This is a genomic window from Stutzerimonas stutzeri, assembly GCF_051028275.1.
Lineage (GTDB): Bacteria > Pseudomonadota > Gammaproteobacteria > Pseudomonadales > Pseudomonadaceae > Stutzerimonas > Stutzerimonas stutzeri_AS.
On the sequence record NZ_CP069269.1, the window covers coordinates 3,458,547 to 3,474,380 of the forward strand.

General features: G+C 61.9%; 11 protein-coding genes. 4 read left to right on the forward strand and 7 right to left on the reverse strand.

The features are described from left to right. Positions 1-109: 109 nt before the first annotated feature. From JQR87_RS16055 to JQR87_RS16065, 3 genes are all read left to right on the forward strand, one after another. Positions 110-466, forward strand: coding sequence for a 4a-hydroxytetrahydrobiopterin dehydratase (locus tag JQR87_RS16055; protein WP_045430164.1), 357 nt, complete (start codon positions 110-112; stop codon positions 464-466). Then, positions 463-1,659 carry an amino acid aminotransferase gene (locus tag JQR87_RS16060; RefSeq protein WP_407295219.1) on the forward strand — a complete coding sequence of 399 codons (1,197 nt, stop codon included), beginning with the start codon at positions 463-465 and terminating at the stop codon, positions 1,657-1,659. The genes JQR87_RS16055 and JQR87_RS16060 overlap by 4 nt, the downstream gene beginning before the upstream one ends. Positions 1,660-2,081: 422 nt before the next feature. Further along, a complete protein-coding gene (locus JQR87_RS16065) occupies positions 2,082-2,894 on the forward strand; it encodes an EAL domain-containing protein (RefSeq protein ID WP_407295216.1) in 813 nt (270 codons plus the stop codon). Between the two features lie 19 nt (positions 2,895-2,913). Here the strand turns inward: JQR87_RS16065 and JQR87_RS16070 are convergent, their stop codons facing one another. The 7 genes from JQR87_RS16070 to JQR87_RS16100 all read right to left on the reverse strand — a co-directional run bounded on the left by JQR87_RS16070 (position 2,914) and on the right by JQR87_RS16100 (position 15,108). Then, complete coding sequence (locus JQR87_RS16070; protein ID WP_407295215.1) at positions 2,914-3,597, reverse strand: type 1 glutamine amidotransferase domain-containing protein; 684 nt, start codon at positions 3,595-3,597, stop codon at positions 2,914-2,916. Positions 3,598-3,855: 258 nt separating this feature from the next. Continuing rightward, positions 3,856-5,745, reverse strand: a complete 1,890-nt coding sequence (locus tag JQR87_RS16075; RefSeq protein ID WP_407295214.1) for a methyl-accepting chemotaxis protein — start codon at positions 5,743-5,745, stop codon at positions 3,856-3,858. Between the two features lie 505 nt (positions 5,746-6,250). After that, positions 6,251-7,711, reverse strand: coding sequence for a sodium-dependent transporter (locus JQR87_RS16080; protein WP_407295212.1), 1,461 nt, complete (start codon positions 7,709-7,711; stop codon positions 6,251-6,253). An 84-nt stretch (positions 7,712-7,795) separates the two neighbouring features. After that, positions 7,796-8,476 (reverse strand): maleylacetoacetate isomerase, encoded by a 681-nt coding sequence (gene maiA / locus JQR87_RS16085; protein ID WP_407295210.1) that lies wholly within the window; start codon positions 8,474-8,476, stop codon positions 7,796-7,798. A 313-nt stretch (positions 8,477-8,789) separates the two neighbouring features. After that, positions 8,790-10,199, reverse strand: a complete 1,410-nt coding sequence (locus JQR87_RS16090; RefSeq protein ID WP_407295209.1) for a sodium-dependent transporter — start codon at positions 10,197-10,199, stop codon at positions 8,790-8,792. A 104-nt stretch (positions 10,200-10,303) separates the two neighbouring features. Next, positions 10,304-11,389, reverse strand: a complete 1,086-nt coding sequence (locus JQR87_RS16095; RefSeq protein ID WP_407295207.1) for a Glu/Leu/Phe/Val dehydrogenase dimerization domain-containing protein — start codon at positions 11,387-11,389, stop codon at positions 10,304-10,306. A 233-nt stretch (positions 11,390-11,622) separates the two neighbouring features. Then, the gene (locus JQR87_RS16100) at positions 11,623-15,108 is read right to left on the reverse strand and encodes an indolepyruvate ferredoxin oxidoreductase family protein (RefSeq protein WP_407295204.1); all 3,486 of its coding nucleotides are present in this window, start codon (positions 15,106-15,108) and stop codon (positions 11,623-11,625) included. Positions 15,109-15,346: 238 nt separating this feature from the next. Between JQR87_RS16100 and JQR87_RS16105 the strand changes: the two genes are divergently transcribed. Next, positions 15,347-15,814, forward strand: a complete 468-nt coding sequence (locus JQR87_RS16105) for an Lrp/AsnC family transcriptional regulator (RefSeq protein ID WP_407295201.1) — start codon at positions 15,347-15,349, stop codon at positions 15,812-15,814. Positions 15,815-15,834 lie beyond the last annotated feature (20 nt).

Sequence of the window (15,834 nt, forward strand, 5' to 3'; positions counted from 1 at the left end):
CTGGAGTGCTCGGACAACACCGGGGACCGAACCGACGCGTGGACAAACCTGCGGCGGTGTCCACCCTACGCTGCTTAGCTCTTATCAACCTCACTACAAGGACCAAGCCATGACCGCTTTGACCCAAGCCCACTGCGAAGCCTGCCGAGCCGACGCACCCAAGGTTTCCGATGATGAACTGGCGGAGCTGATCAAGCAGATTCCGGACTGGAATATCGAAACCCGCGACGGCCACATGGAGCTGGAGAAGGTGTTCCTGTTCAAGAACTTCCGCCACGCCCTGGCCTTTACCAATGCGGTCGGTGAGATCGCTGAAGCCGAGGGTCATCATCCGGGCTTGCTCACCGAGTGGGGCAAGGTCACCGTGACCTGGTGGAGCCATTCGATCAAAGGCCTGCACCGCAACGACTTCATCATGGCCGCCCGCACCGACGAGGTCGCAAAAACCGCCGAGGGCCGCAAGTGAAACACTTCAGCGATGTAGCGCGGGTGCCGGGAGACCCGATTCTCGGCCTGCTCGACGCCTATCGGGCCGACCCAAACCCGGCCAAGCTGGACCTGGGCGTCGGCGTCTACAAGGATGCGCTGGGCCTGACGCCAATACCCAAAGCGGTGAAGCTGGCCGAACAACGGTTGATCGAAAGCGAAAAGACCAAGAGCTACATCGGTGGTCATGGCGATCCGCTGTTTGGTGAGCAGCTGTTGCGGCTGGTCCTTGGCGAGGACTCGCCCGCGCTGGTCGACAACCGCGCCGGCTGCACACAGACACCGGGCGGCACCGGCGCGCTGCGGCTGGTGGGCGACTTCATCGCCAAATGCCTGCCGGGTCGTAGCCTCTGGCTCAGCGACCCGACCTGGCCGATACACGAGACCTTGTTCGCCGCGGCCCGTTTGAAGGTCGAGCATTACCCATATGTCGACGCGCAGAACAGGCTGGACGTGCCGGCGATGCTCGATGCGCTGGAGCAGATACCCAGCGGCGACGTGGTGCTGCTGCATGCCTGTTGCCACAACCCCACCGGGTATGACCTGAGCCGGGACGACTGGCGTCAGGTGCTGGATATCGTCCGTCGCCGCGAACTGTTGCCGCTGTTCGATTTCGCCTATCAGGGCTTCGGAGATGGCTTGGACGAAGATGCCTGGGCCGTCCGCCTGTTTGTCGAAGCCTTGCCGGAAGTACTCATCACCAGTTCTTGCTCGAAGAATTTCGGCCTGTATCGTGAGCGCACCGGGGCGTTGATCGCCGTAGCCGCGACTGTCGATTCGCTGGTCGACGTGCGCAGCCAGTTTGCCTCGGTGGCGCGCAACCTTTGGTCCAATCCGCCCTCTCACGGTGCTGCCGTGGTGGCGACGATCCTCGCCAACCCCGAGCTGCGTCAGCTCTGGCAGCAGGAAGTCGCCGCCAAACGCGAGCGCATCTCCGGTTTGCGCCAAGGCCTGGTGGAGGCGCTTGCACCTCATGGTTTGGCCGAGCGATTTGCTCATATTGCGCAGCAACGCGGGATGTTTTCCTACACGGGGCTCACGGGCGAGCAGGTGCTGCGCCTGCGTGCTGAGGACTCGGTGTATCTGGTTGAGAGCGGTCGCGCCAATATCGCCGGGCTAGACGCCGAACGGCTCGACCAGCTTGCCGCTGCGATTGCGCGAATCGTGGAATGACTTGTTCCGACCCGCTCTGATGTATCGCACCGGCCTAGCGTTGGGCACTAGAGGCCGGCCGCAGACGACCCTACCGCCTGCCGAATCCATTGGTCGAGCCGACAGCCGGCCCGACCAGCGATACCTGCACAGTCCGGAAGCCGGGCTATCCTTCGATTACCTTCTTCTGTGCACCGACACCCAAAGTTGAATCGCTACTTCGGTAACAGTCTGGCACTACGGGTATCAGACAAGCAGCATACGTGTCGTTCCGAACGCTCAGAATATAAGATAGCATAACGCCATCTGCTCTTGGTGGCTCGGGTCTACTTCGATGCTGTACATCTCGCTCGACGTAACTGGTAAGTTCAGTGACGAAAGGACTACAGCGCCGAGTGGAGCGGCCGTTAAATCCAGCTAAGGTTTTCCATACGAGCGCCGCCATGACAGACAGCAACAACGACGGTAACCCTGCCCCAAACAGCTATTCCTGCCATTCCGCTAAGGAGCACGGGGCTTGCCCTAGTTGTGCCAGCGGAGAGCGTCTCGGTTTCCGCTTCGCCTATGCCTACCAGCCGATTGTGGATATAGGCTCGCGAGAGATTTTTGCACACGAGGCACTGGTACGGGGCCCTGATGGCGAACCCGCGCCCAGCGTCCTGTCGCGCGTGACCGAAGACAATCGTTTCCGCTTTGACCAGGCCTGCCGGGTCAAAGCCATCAAAACCGCAGCCAAGCTCGACATGCAATCCATGCTGTCGATCAACTTCCTGCCCAACGCCATCTATCGTCCTGAGCTGTGCATACGCTCGACGCTAGAAGCGGCGCGCGTGCATGACTTTCCTATCGAGCGAATCATCTTCGAAACGGTCGAAAGCGAACGAATAAGTGACGCCAAGTGGCTCGCAGAGATTTTCCGCGAATACCAGCGCATCGGCTTCCTCACGGCTATCGATGATTTCGGCGCTGGGTATGCAGGGCTCAACCTGCTCGCTGATTTCCAGCCGGATATTATCAAGCTGGACATGGCGCTGATCCGAGACATTGACAAGAGCCGTGCACGTCAGGCGATCGTGAGGGCGACGGTTGGCATATGCGATGAGCTGGATATCAAGATCATCGGCGAAGGCGTGGAAACCCCAAGTGAATGCAGCGCGCTGCAAGACCTGGGGATCACACTGATGCAAGGTTATCTGTTCGGCAAACCGCTGTTCGAAACCTGCACCAAGGCCGATGCCCTGACCTGGCCGAACTGACTAGCCAGCTGACCGAGGCTTAACTGGGCTTGAGCAATTTCAGCAACTCACGGGCTGCTTCCTCCGAAGACGCCGGGTTCTGGCCTGTCACCAGCAGGCCATCGACCAGCACATAAGACGCCCAGTCCGGTCCTTTACTGTAGTCGCCGCCGATTTCCTTGAGCTTGTCTTCCAGCAGGAATGGCACCACCTCAGTGAGCTGCACCCCCTCCTCTTCAGTATTGGTAAAGCCTGTCACGCGCTTGCCCTTGACCAGCAACTCGCCGTCCACCCCGCGCACCTGCACCAGAGCGGCAGGCGCATGGCAGACCGCCGCGACCGGCTTGCGCGCCTTGATGAAAGATTCGATCAGGGCGATGGACGTCGCGTTACCGGTCAGGTCCCACAGCGGGCCATGGCCGCCGGGGTAGAACACCGTGTCGAAGTCTTCCGCCGACACTTCGTCCAGCTTGTGGGTATTCGCCAACAGCGATTGGCCCTCAGCATCATCCTTGAAGCGTTTGGTCAACGCGGTCTGCGCATCGGGCGCGTCGCTTTTCGGGTCCAACGGCGGCTTCCCGCCCTTGGGTGACGCCAGCACGATCTCGGCCCCGGCGTCCTTGAACACGTAGTAAGGCGCGGCGAATTCCTCGAGCCAAAAACCGGTGGGTTTCCCGGTGTCGCCAAGCTTGTCATGGGATGTGAGCACGATGAGGACTTTCATGAGATCTCCTGTATGCAGACGGCCCAGCGGACCCGAGCCTTGGTTCATCTCGACCATCTGAGCGGGGAATGGGTCAATCACGGTCTTCGTAGGAGCAGGTTCGCTCGCGATCGACCCAGGTGGAGTCAACGGCAGAGCAGTGCCGTATAGAGTAAGCGGCAGTCACCTGATCGCGAGCAAGCTCGCTCCTGCTTGAACCGGCCGGTGCAGCCGCCCACAAAAAAGGGCGCCGAAGCGCCCCTTTCGTCAGCTCCGAAATCAGATCCGGAAACTCCCTACCAGCTGCTTCAATCGCGCAGCCTGCTGCTCCAGGTCCCCACAGGCACGCAAGGTGGAATGGAGGTTCTCGACGCCTTCCTGATTAAGCGTGTTGATCTCGGTGATGTCCATGTTCAGCGACTCGATAACCGACGTTTGCTCCTCGGTGGCTGTCGCCACAGACTGATTCATCGCGTCGATCTCGCCGATGCTGCGGGTCACGCTGCCCAGTCGCTCACCGGCCTGGTTGGCGATACCGACGCTGGCCTCGCTGCGCTTCTGGCTTTCGGTCATGGTGCTCACCGAGTCACGCGCACCGACTTGCAGCTTTTCGATCATGCCGTGAATTTCCTGCGCGGACGTCTGGGTCCGATGGGCCAGGCTGCGGACCTCATCGGCCACCACCGCGAATCCACGTCCCGCTTCACCGGCACGCGCTGCTTCGATGGCCGCGTTGAGTGCCAGCAGGTTGGTTTGTTCGGAGATACCCTTGATCACATCGAGAATCTGGCCGATGCCAACAGTCTGGTTGTTCAGCGCCTCGATCTGCGCGCAGGACGCGCTGATATTGCTGGACAGCTGCTTCATCGCCTCAATGTTTTGCTCGACCACCTTGCGGCCGTCTTCGGCCTGGTGGCTAGCACCGCTGGCCTGTTGCGAGGCATCGGCCGCGTTGCGGGCGATCTCCTGCGCAGCCGCGCCGAGCTGGTTGATGGCCGCGGCGACGCTGTTGGTGCGGGTGGCCTGCTCGTCTGAGTTGACCATGGACGAATTGGAGGCGGCCAGTACGCGTTGCGCCACTTCGTTGACCTGCTGAGTCGCGGAGGACACTTCCCGAATCGAGCCGTGGATACGTTCGACGAAGCGGTTGAAGGCCATCGCCAGCTCACCAAACTCGTCCTGCGATTGTACGGTCAGACGGCGTGTCAGATCGCCCTCGCCTTCGGCGATGTTGGCCATCGCCCGGCCCATGTCGGTCAGTGGACGCATCAGCACACGAATCAGCATGCCCAGCAGCATCATGATGAACACTACGGCGATCACAGCAGCAACCAGGGCCGAGGTGCGGAAGCTGGTCAGCGCCGCGTAGGCCTTTTCCTTGTCTACGGAAATACCGACGTACCAGGTCACCGACGGCAAGCCGGGCACCGGGCTGAAACTGAGGATACGTTGCTGGCCGTCCATTTCCGCTTCGCTCAAGCCATTGGTCAGCGATGGGGTGTTTTGCGGGTAGATTTCAGCCAGGGTTTTCATGACCTTGGCCTTGTCTGGGTGGACCAGCACCTTCCCGTCACCGCTGACGAGAAATGCATACCCCATACCGTCGAAGTTAAGCGCATTGATGATATCCACCAGCACCTTCAGGCTGAGGTCGCCACCCACAACGCCCAGATTTTGGCCGCCGGCCTTGGCCGGCGTCGCTGCGGTGATGACCAGATCGTTGGTGGCCGCGTCCTGATAGGGCTCGGTCAGCGTGGTCCTGCCGGCATTGATGGCGTCCGTGTACCAGGGGCGCTGGCGCGGATCGTAACCGGCTGGCAGCTCGAAGCGGGGATAAACGATGAACTCACCATCGTTACGACCGAGATAGGTGAAGGCGAAGGTAGAGCTGAGCGCCGGCTGCTGGACCAGCGCCTCGACGGCCGTGCCGGAACTGTCGCGGGCGATGGTCTGCGCTGTGTTTTCCAGTAACACGAGACGGCCCGAAAGCCAATTGTGAATGTTATGCGCGGTCACGTCGCCCATCTCGTTCAGGTAGCTTTCCAGCTTGGCCTGTATGGCGTTGCGCTGCAGGTAATCGTTGAACAGGGTAAACAGGGCGAAGGTCGCGATCACGACCAGTGACGCGGCCAACAAGATCTTGTGGCTGAATTTAAGACGACTGGGCATAGGCGCGATTCCAAACATTGATCAGGGTCAATACGAAGAATCCGTTTCTGGCTAAGCGTCCTTGAGCTAATCGGACTATCGGCACTACTTACGAGACCTTGAGGTACCGTATGTCGTAAAGCCAGCACAGGGAGGCGAAGGCTTCGGGCACCAGGATCACCCGCATTGAGGTCTAGCCCGGCTCATCGTGTAGCGGACTCAGCGCAGCGGAAAAAAGAAAGCCGCTGACCGGCTGATCAAGCAGGCCTCAGCACCGACTCGATCAAACGCGCCACATGCTGAACGGCAATATCGCCGTCACGGCGACCATGCCATGCCAGATGCAATGCGAAGCCCTGTACAGGGAGGGGGGCGTGAACGTGAGCAGACGCTCAGACGCTAGAGGCGACAGACTCGGCCAGCAACGTCTCGGCCGAGAGCGACTCGGAACGCTCCTGGGAACCAGGAGCGTTCAGTGGCAGCGACAGGCCAGGCGGGTCGTTTCCAAGCAGCGCGCTTGAAGGACTCAGCGCCCGGCTAGCGCCGGCCACACGCGAGGATGCAGACCCTCGCCAAGAATGGTCAGCACCCCGACCGCACCGGCAATCCAGTACCAGCGCACCAGCGGGTCGAAGCCCAGCCAGCCGAGGGCGTGCAGGAAGACCATGGTGATCAGCACCGGGCAGACGTAGCGCACCATGAACAGCCAAAGCGCATAACCCAGCGGTGGCAGATCCAGCTCTTCACGCATGATCTCGCTGCGCAGCGCATAGCCTGCAAACAGCACGATGAAAATTCCGCCCAGCGGCATCATCCAGCGCGAGGTCAGGTAGTCGAGCCAATCGAAGAAGTTCTTGCCCAGCGGTGTCCAGCCGGCCATCAGGTTGAACGAGAGCATGGCCAGCAGGCTGATCACCAGCAGCACCGCACCCGCGCCCGTGGCCGCCTTGAGGCGGCTGATGCCATGTTTCTCGTTGAGGTAGGCCACTGTGGCCTCGATCATCGAGATGGCAGAGGTCAGTGCGGCAATCGACACCATCGCAAAGAACAGCACCCCGAACAGCGTGCCGAACGGCATCTGCTGGAAGGCCAGCGGAAGGCTCATGAAGATCAGCCCTGGCCCGGCGGTCGGGTCCATACCGTTGGCGAAGATGATCGGGAAAATCGCCAGCCCAGCCAGCAGCGCAACGCAGGTATCGGCAATTGCGACCATGAAGGTGGTGCGGGCGATGGACTGGCCGTCCGGGATATAGGAGCCGTAGGTCAGGATTGCGCCAGACGCCAGGCTCAGGGTGAAGAAGGCATGGCCGAGCGCCGTCAATAGCGCTTCGCCGGTGAGCTTGGAGGTATCGAAACTGAACAGGAAGGCGAAGCCCTGATCGAAGCCGCCACTGGTGAACGCATAGCCAACCAGGATCAGCAGCATCACGGCGAGGCCCGGCATCATCCAGCGCACCGCACGCTCGATACCCGCTTGCACGCCCTTGGCGACGATCCACAGCGTCAACAGCGCAACCAACAGGCTCCAGCCGCCAAGCTGCAACGCGTTGGCGTTATGCGCCTCGAAGACTTGAGCGAGGCCGTCGACGGAACTGGCCGCGAGAGAGCCATCCAGCATCTTCAGGGTATAGGCGAACGCCCAGCCGGCCACGACGACATAAAAACAGAGAATCAGGAATCCCGCTGCCATGGCCATTCCGCCAACGCCCTTCCAGAGGGGGCTGCTGCCGTTCTCACGCGCCGCTCGGCCAATCGCGTCTATGGGGCTGCCACGGCCACGGCGACCGATGGCAATCTCGGTCATCATCACTGGAATGCCGATGGCGAGGATGCATGCGAGGTACATCACCACGAAGGCGCCGCCGCCGTACTGCCCGGTGATGTAGGGAAATTTCCATATGTTGCCGAGGCCCACTGCGGAGCCGGTCGCGGCGAGGATGAAGCCCCAGCGGGAAAGCCAGAGGTTCTTGGGTGTTTCACGGGTCATGCGTCACCTGCTTTGTTGTTATCTGTGACGGGGATCGAACCCGCCGCACTCGTGGCGCGGCGGAGTGGCAAGGCGGATACACCTTTACTGAGCGTCGGGCTGCACCTCCGGGGCGGCGTTGCGAAACGCCTCCAGATCCTCACAGCGCGCGACCATCTCGAGAATGCGTGGGTACGCAGTGAGGTCACAGGCAAAACGGCGCGCATTGTATACCTGTGGAACCAGGCACGCTTCCAGATAGCCCGGCCGCTTGCCGAGTGAGAGCTTGCCGTCGAATGCCGACAGCCCCTGTTCAAAGCTGGCGAAGCCGGTTGTGATCCAGTGACGGACCCACTCGTTCTTCGACTCATCGGCTACACCAAGCGGGACGCTGAGGTACTGCAGCACGCGTGTGACGTTCAGCGGATGAATGTCGCAGGCGATATGCAGGGCCATCGATCGCACCCGCGCGCGGTCGACCGGATCGTCGGGCAGCAGCGGCGGCAGAGGGAATATTTCGTCCAGGTATTCAAAGATCGCCAACGACTGACCGATGCGATGTTCCCCGTCGACCAGCAACGGCACCAGCCCTTGCGGGTTGAGTGCCCGGTACTCGGTCGAATGCTGCTCACCGCCGTCCTTGACCAGGTGTACGGGCAGGTTTTCATACGCCAGGCCTTTGAGATTCAGCGCGATGCGAACCCGGTAGGCCGCACTGGAGCGCCAGTAGCCGTAAAGCTTGAGCGTGGGTGACGCGGATGCCTGATTCGTCTGGGTATCGTTCATAGCGGTCGCCTCCTGATTCTTGTTGTTAGGGGCCGCTGCACGGCTAGGCTGCGCCCATCACAAAGCAGCTTGTCGAGGCACACAACCCCAGCAGCAAACCCACTCGCTAGCCAGCCACGAACTTACCGGAAAGAAATATTTACAGCACACCGGAAACGCAGAATTCCCAGCTCGCACCGCTTCGCTCGTAACGAAAAGCTGACAGCAAGATGCGACAGCGTGCCACATCCGGGCTATAGCGCCCGACGTTCTGTTGCCGTAGCGCTCGGACGGGCCGAAGGCAGTCCTCTCAGCCCACCCGCGAGACGCATGGCTAGATCAGCCCGCTCAGGTTGAGGAACACCAGCACGATTGCCAACGGCGTACCAAAACGCAGCAGCAACCACCATGCTCGGAACATGCCCCCCTGCTGGATGCCGATGGCGTCACGAACTGTTTGCTCCTTCATCACCCAGCCGGTGAACAGCACTGTGCAGAGCCCTCCCAGCGGCATCAGCCAGTTGGTGGTCAGGTAGTCGAGGCTGTCGAAGAAGGTTTTGCCGAACAGCTGATAGTCCGCCCACAGGTTGAACGAGAACACGCTGCCCAGGCTCAACAACCAGAGCACGGCACCGCTGACCAGCACGGCCTTGAGACGGCTGATGCGGAAGCGCTCGGTCATCCAGGCAATGCTGGGCTCGCTCAGAGAAATGGCGGAGGTCAGAGCGGCGATAACCAGCATGATGAAGAACAGCCCACCGACTACCTGGCCCAGCGGCATCTGGCCGAAGGCAATCGGCAGCGTAACGAAGATCAGCCCAGGCCCCGCGCCCGGCTCCAGGCCATTGCCGAACACCAGCGGGAAGATCGCCATTCCGGCCAGCAGCGCAACGGCCGTATCGGCCAGCGCCACCAGCACGGAGGTCTTGGCAATCGAGGTGCCCTCCGGCAGGTAAGAGCCATAGACCATCATCGCCCCGGCCCCAAGGCTGAGCGTGAAAAAGGCGTGGCCCAGCGCGATCAGCACGCTGGTGGCGGTCAGCGCGGAAAAGTCCGGAACGAACAGGAATTTCACCGCCCGCATGAACTCACCTGTCACCGCGGCATAACCGACCAGGCCCACCAGCAGCACGAACAGGCCGGGCATCAGGAAACGCAGCGACCGCTCCAGCCCGCCGCGTACACCGAAGCCGACAATCAGCATGGTCGCCAACAGCACCAGCGTGCCGCAGACGATCAGCCGAATCGGGCTGGCCAGCAAACCATTGAACACCTCACCACTGGCCTCGCCGGCCACGCCGTTGAATGCCCCGCTGAGCGTGGTTGGCACATAGGACAACGCCCAGCCGGCCACCACCAGATAGAAGCTGAGAATAAGAAATCCCGTCAGCCCGCCGAGCCAACCTGCCGCACGCCATTTGGTACTGGCACCTGCCTCACGAGCCAGACGAGCCACCGCGCCATCGGGGTTCTGTCGACCACGGCGACCAATCATCACCTCGGCCATCAGTAAGGGAATACCGATCACCAGAATGCAGCCGAGATACACCAGTACGAAGGCACCGCCGCCGTTCTCGCCCGTGATGTAAGGGAATTTCCAGATATTGCCCAGGCCGACCGCCGAGCCGGTGGCGGCCAGGAAGAACACCCAGCGCGAGGACCAAAGCCCGCGTGCCGCGCTGTGCTGAGTACGAACGGAAGCGCCACCGAGAGAACCGGCGGCAATACTGCTTTTGTCAGTCATTGCGGATTCCTGCTTGTTGTTTTTGTCAGGGATGTACACATGCTCGGCAGAACGACTGGGCTGCCGAAAACAAAAAGGGCGGCACCCGACCGCCCCTATGCTCGTTACGCCTGCAGTCGCTCTGGCTGGACGGCGTGCTGGCCGCCGAGGCGCTCCTGGGCCAGCCGGTCGGCGACGATCGAAGTGGACTCGCCACTGCTGGCGGCGCGCTCGAAGATCTCACGCAAGGTGTCAGCGATGCCTCGGACGTGCGCGTCGGTCTGCGCCGGGCTGCCGCCGATGCGCTGGTAGTAGACGTCGATGATGCCGCCGGCGTTGATCGCGTAATCCGGCGCGTAGAGATGGTTACGGCGCTGCAGCTCGACACCGATTTCCGGGCTTGCCAACTGGTTGTTCGCGGCCCCGGCGACAACCGGCGCGCGCAGGCTCTGCAGGGTTTCGGCGCTGAGAATGCCGCCCATGGCGCAAGGGGCGAACACATCGACGTCGAGGCCATAGATGTCGTGCGGGCGCACCGCGTTGGCGCCCAGCTCCTCCATCGCTCGCTGCACATTGGCATCGAAGATGTCGCAGACCCACAGTTCGGCACCGGCCTCCTTGAGGTGACGAGCCAGCCCGAGGCCGACATGCCCGACACCCTGGATCGCGACCTTCAATCCGGTCAAATCGTCACGACCGAGGCGGTGACGCACCGCTTCGCGTAAACCGACGAACACACCCAGCGCCGTGGACGGCGACGGGTCACCGCTGGCGATCGTGCCGTCGAGCGTGGCACGTGGTGTCGCCCCAATAACGTGGCGAGTACGCTGAGCGAATGCCTGCATTTCAGGCTCACCGGTGCCCGAGTCGGCCGCGGTGATGTAGCGCCCGCCAAGGCTGTCCACGAAATCGCCCATGGCATGCAGCAGCGCCGCGCTCTTGCCGGTATGCGGATCGCCAATGATCACCGCCTTGCCGCCACCGAGTTTGAGGCCGGCCAGCGAGGACTTCAGCGTCATGCCGCGAGACAGACGTAGCACATCGCGCAGGGCGTCCTCATCGCTGGCGTAAGGGAACATCCGACAACCACCGAGCGCCGGACCGAGGGTGGTGTCGTGAATGGCGATGATGGCGCGCAAACCCGATGCCTTGTCGTGGCAGAAGACGACCTGTTCGTGGTGATCGAAATCGGGATGGGTGAAAACGGACATTGCGGATTCCTCGTTGTTGCTCTGGTTGAGAGCCCGGCTATCCGAGCTCCTTCAAATGTCCTGTCCGGCCTAGCCGGCGGCGCTTGTTGGGTGTTTCGAGGTTGCGTCGGCCAAGCGGGCGCTAAAGCGAAACTGGGTGCTCGAGTGTCAACCCATTCGCAGTCGAGACCGCTCGCACGACACCAACACTCGCGCTCCATGGGCGGTCTTGACCGCGAATGGCGGCACCCCCGCTACGCTGCTGGCTCGAACAACCGCACGGTCTGCACTTCGTCACCACGGTTCAGCTGCTCCTTGAGCAACTTTTCCTGCTGGCGTGCCTTGGCGATGGAGCGCTCCTTCACCGGGCCGTAGCCTCGGATCAGCTCCGGTAGCGCGGCAATCGCCACAGCGGTGCGGTAGTTGCTCGGCTTGAGTTGCGCAAGCAGCCCGTCTAGGTTGCGCTCGTACTCGCTGATCAGCTCGCGCTCCACGCGCCGGTCGTGACCGTAGCCGAACACGTCCAGCGGTGTCCCGCGCAGAAACTTCAGCTTCGCCAGCACGTTGAAGGCGTTCAGCACCCAAGGGCCAAGTTCGCGCTTGCGCGGCTCGCCAGTGGCGCTGTCACGCTTGGCCAGCCAGGCTGGCGCCAGATGGAATTGCAGCTTGTAGTCACCCTCGAACTGCGCGTCGAGCTGCTGGCGAAACTCCGGCTCGCTGTAGAGCCGCGCGACTTCGTACTCGTCCTTGTAGGCCAGCAATTTGAAGTAATAACGCGCCACGGCTTTTGACAGAGCCAGGTCGTCGGCTGTATCCAGCGCACGCACCTGCTCGACCTTGTCGCGATAACGCTTGGCGTAGGCCGCGTTCTGGTAGCGGGTCAGGAAATCCACGCGCCAGTCGACGATTTCTTCAAGCGTCTGGCAGATCGGTTCGGCCAGACTGGGCGCGGCGAGCTGGGCCGGACGCGCCAGTTTCTCAACCGCCTCGCGCTCCAGCACCGCGCGGCGGCCCCAGCGGAAGGCCTGCAGGTTCAACTCGGTCGAAACGCCATTGATGGTAATGGCCTTCTCGATGGCTTCAGCGGACAGCGGCAACAGCCCTTGCTGATAGGCGAATCCCAGCAGGAACAGGTTGGTGGCGATGCTGTCGCCCAGCAGGCGGGTCGCCAGGCGGGTGGCATCGATGAAGTGAGTTTTCTCGGCACCCACCGCATCGATCAACGCGTCGCGCATGGCCTTGCCCGGCACCTGGGCGTCGGGGTTGCGGGTGAATTCGGCGGTTGCCGATTCGTGGCTGTTGATCACCGCATGGCTGATCTGGTCATTGAGGCGGGTCAGCGAATCGTCACCGGCGGCGACGATCAGGTCGCAGCCCAGCAACAGATCGGTTTCGCCGGCTGCGATACGCACGGCGTAGATGTCGTCCTGCTTGGCAGCGATGCGAATATGCGTCACCACCGGCCCGAACTTCTGCGCCAGCCCCGCCTGATCAAGCACCGTGCAGCCCTTGCCTTCCAGGTGCGCAGCCATGCCCAGCAGCGCGCCGAGGGTGGTCACACCGCTGCCGCCCACACCGGGGATGAGTATGTTCCAGGGACGCTCCAAAGCCGGACGCTGCGGTTCCGGGAGCTGCGCCGGGTCGAGGCTTGCGCCTACCGCCTCCGGCTTGCGCAACCCGCCGCCGTGCACGGTAACGAAACTTGGGCAGAAGCCTTCAACGCAGGAGAAATCCTTGTTGCAGGCGTTCTGGTCGATCTCGCGCTTGCGCCCCAGCTCGGTTTCGAGCGGCATCACGGCCAGGCAATTGGACTTCTCGCCGCAATCACCACAGCCCTCGCAGACCGCCGGGTTGATGAAGGCACGCTTGGCCGGGTCTTCCAGCTTGCCGCGCTTGCGCCGACGACGCTTTTCGGTGGCACAGGTCTGGTCATAGATGATGACCGAAACGCCTTTGAACTCGCGTAGCTCGCGCTGTACGGCGTCCAGGTCGCGGCGATGGTGGAAGCTGGTGATCTGTGCGAAGGTTTCGCGGGTCGGGTACTTATCCGGCTCGTCGCTGACCAGGGCGATGCGCTTCACGCCTTCGTCGGCGATCTGCCGGCTGAGCTGATCGACGCGCAGCTCGCCATCGATGGGCTGCCCACCGGTCATGGCCACCGCATCGTTGTAGAGAATCTTGAAGGTGATGTTCACCCCGGCGGCCACCGCGGCGCGCACTGCCAGGCTGCCAGAATGGAAATAGGTGCCATCGCCGAGGTTCTGGAACATGTGCGGCGTTTCGGTGAACGGCGCCTGGCCGATCCAGTTGACGCCCTCGCCGCCCATCTGGGTAAAGGTGTCGGTGCGCCGGTCCATCCACTGCACCATGTAATGGCAGCCGATGCCGGCCGAGGCGCGGCTGCCTTCCGGTACTTTGGTGGAACTGTTGTGCGGGCAACCGGAGCAGTAATGCGGGGTGCGTACGGTGTCGTAGCTCCGTGCGGCCAGCGCTTTTTCCTTGGCGGACAGGAACGCCAGACGTGCCTGGATGCTGTCACTGGTGTAAATCGGCGCAAGGCGCTTGGCGATCACCCGGGCAATCATGGCTGGCGTCAGTTCGGAGAGGTTCGGCAGCAGCGAATTGCCGTGCTCGTCGAATTCCCCAACCACCCGCGGTCGCTTGCTGACCGGCCAGTTGTACAGCTGCCCGGTGAGCTGATCTTCGAGGATGCTGCGCTTCTCCTCGACCACCAGGATTTCGTCCAGCCCCTGGGCAAACTCATGCACCGAGACCGGCTCCAGCGGCCAACTCATACCGACCTTGAGTACCCGCAGGCCAACCGAGGCGCACAGTGCTTCGTCGAGGCCAAGATCGTCCAGCGCCTGGCGCACGTCGAGATAGGACTTGCCGGTTGTGATGATGCCCAGACGCGGGTTCGGCGAGTCGAGCATCACCTGATTGAGGTTATTGGCGCGGGCAAAGGCGCGTGCGGCGTAGATCTTGTAGAGATTGAGGCGTTTCTCCTGCGCCAGTGGCGGGTCCGGCCAGCGGATGTGTACGCCGTCCTCGGGCAGTTCGAAATCAGCGGGGATGCGTGTTTTGATGCGTAGCGGATCGACTTCCACCACCGCAGAGGAGTCGACGTTCTCAGCGATGGTCTTGAGCGCCACCCAGCAACCGGAATAGCGCGACAGCTCCCAGCCGATGATGCCGTAGTCGAGAATTTCCTGGACGTTGGCCGGGTTGAGCACCGGGATCGAGGCGGCAATGAAGGCGTGCTCGCTCTGATGTGGCAGTGTCGAGGATTTGCAGCCGTGATCGTCGCCAGCCAGCAGCAGGACGCCACCATGAGGCGAGACGCCGGCTGCGTTGCCGTGCTTGAACACATCACCGGATCGGTCGACACCCGGTCCTTTGCCGTACCACATGGCGAACACGCCATCGTATTTGGCGCCGGGGAACAGGTTGGTCTGCTGGCTGCCCCATACTGCCGTTGCCGCCAGCTCCTCGTTGAGGCCTGGCTGGAAATGGATGGCGTTCTGCTTGAGGAAATCGCGCGCTTCCCAGAGGCTCTTGTCCAGCATGCCCAGCGGCGAACCGCGATAGCCGGAGATAAAGCAACCGGTATTCAGGTTCTGAGCCTGGTCGCGCTGATGCTGCAGCATGGGCAGGCGGGTCAGCGCCTGGGTGCCAGTGAGGTACAGATGTCCGGTTGCGAGCCGGTACTTGTCATCCAGGCGGATCTCGGCCAGTGACATGTGGCGCTCCTGTTTGTTTTTATCGGAGTCAGGGCAGCGCTTTACGCCGCCCGCCTAACAAGCCGTGGGGGCTGCACGGTAAGCCATCCCACGCCAGCGACCGGCGGGGGATCACCCCACCGTTACGCGTTGGATAAGAGTTTGGCCGTGACGTGGAGCGAATTTCTTTCTACTTTTACGGTGTAAGCGCCATCGCGTGCATGATCCATCTACTAACAACAAGAAAAAGAGAACAACCATGCAGACCCCGCTAAGCAGCATCGACCGCAAGATTCTGCTGCTGCTACAACACAATGCCGACCTGTCCGCCGCCGAGGTCGCCGAAAAGGTCGAGCTGTCGCAATCGCCCTGCTGGCGACGTATCCATCGCATGCAGGAGGAAGGGCTTATCGAACGCAAGGTCGCCCTGCTCAACCCGAAGAAGCTCGGGCTGAACATGACGGTATTCGTCAACATCAAGCTGTCCGCTCACGGGCGCAGTAACCTCGACGAATTCGAGCGCGCTGTGGTGGGTTATCCCGAAGTGCTGGAATGCCACACCATGGCTGGCGAATCGGATTACCTGCTCAAGGTCGTGGCCAAGGACATCGACACCTATGAACGATTCCTGCGCGACCATCTCTTGCAAAGACCGCACGTGCAGGAGGCGCATTCGCACATCGCGATGAGCGAGGTGAAGCGGACGACGGAGCTGCCGCTGGATTGATGGCTCTGGTGGTAAGCATG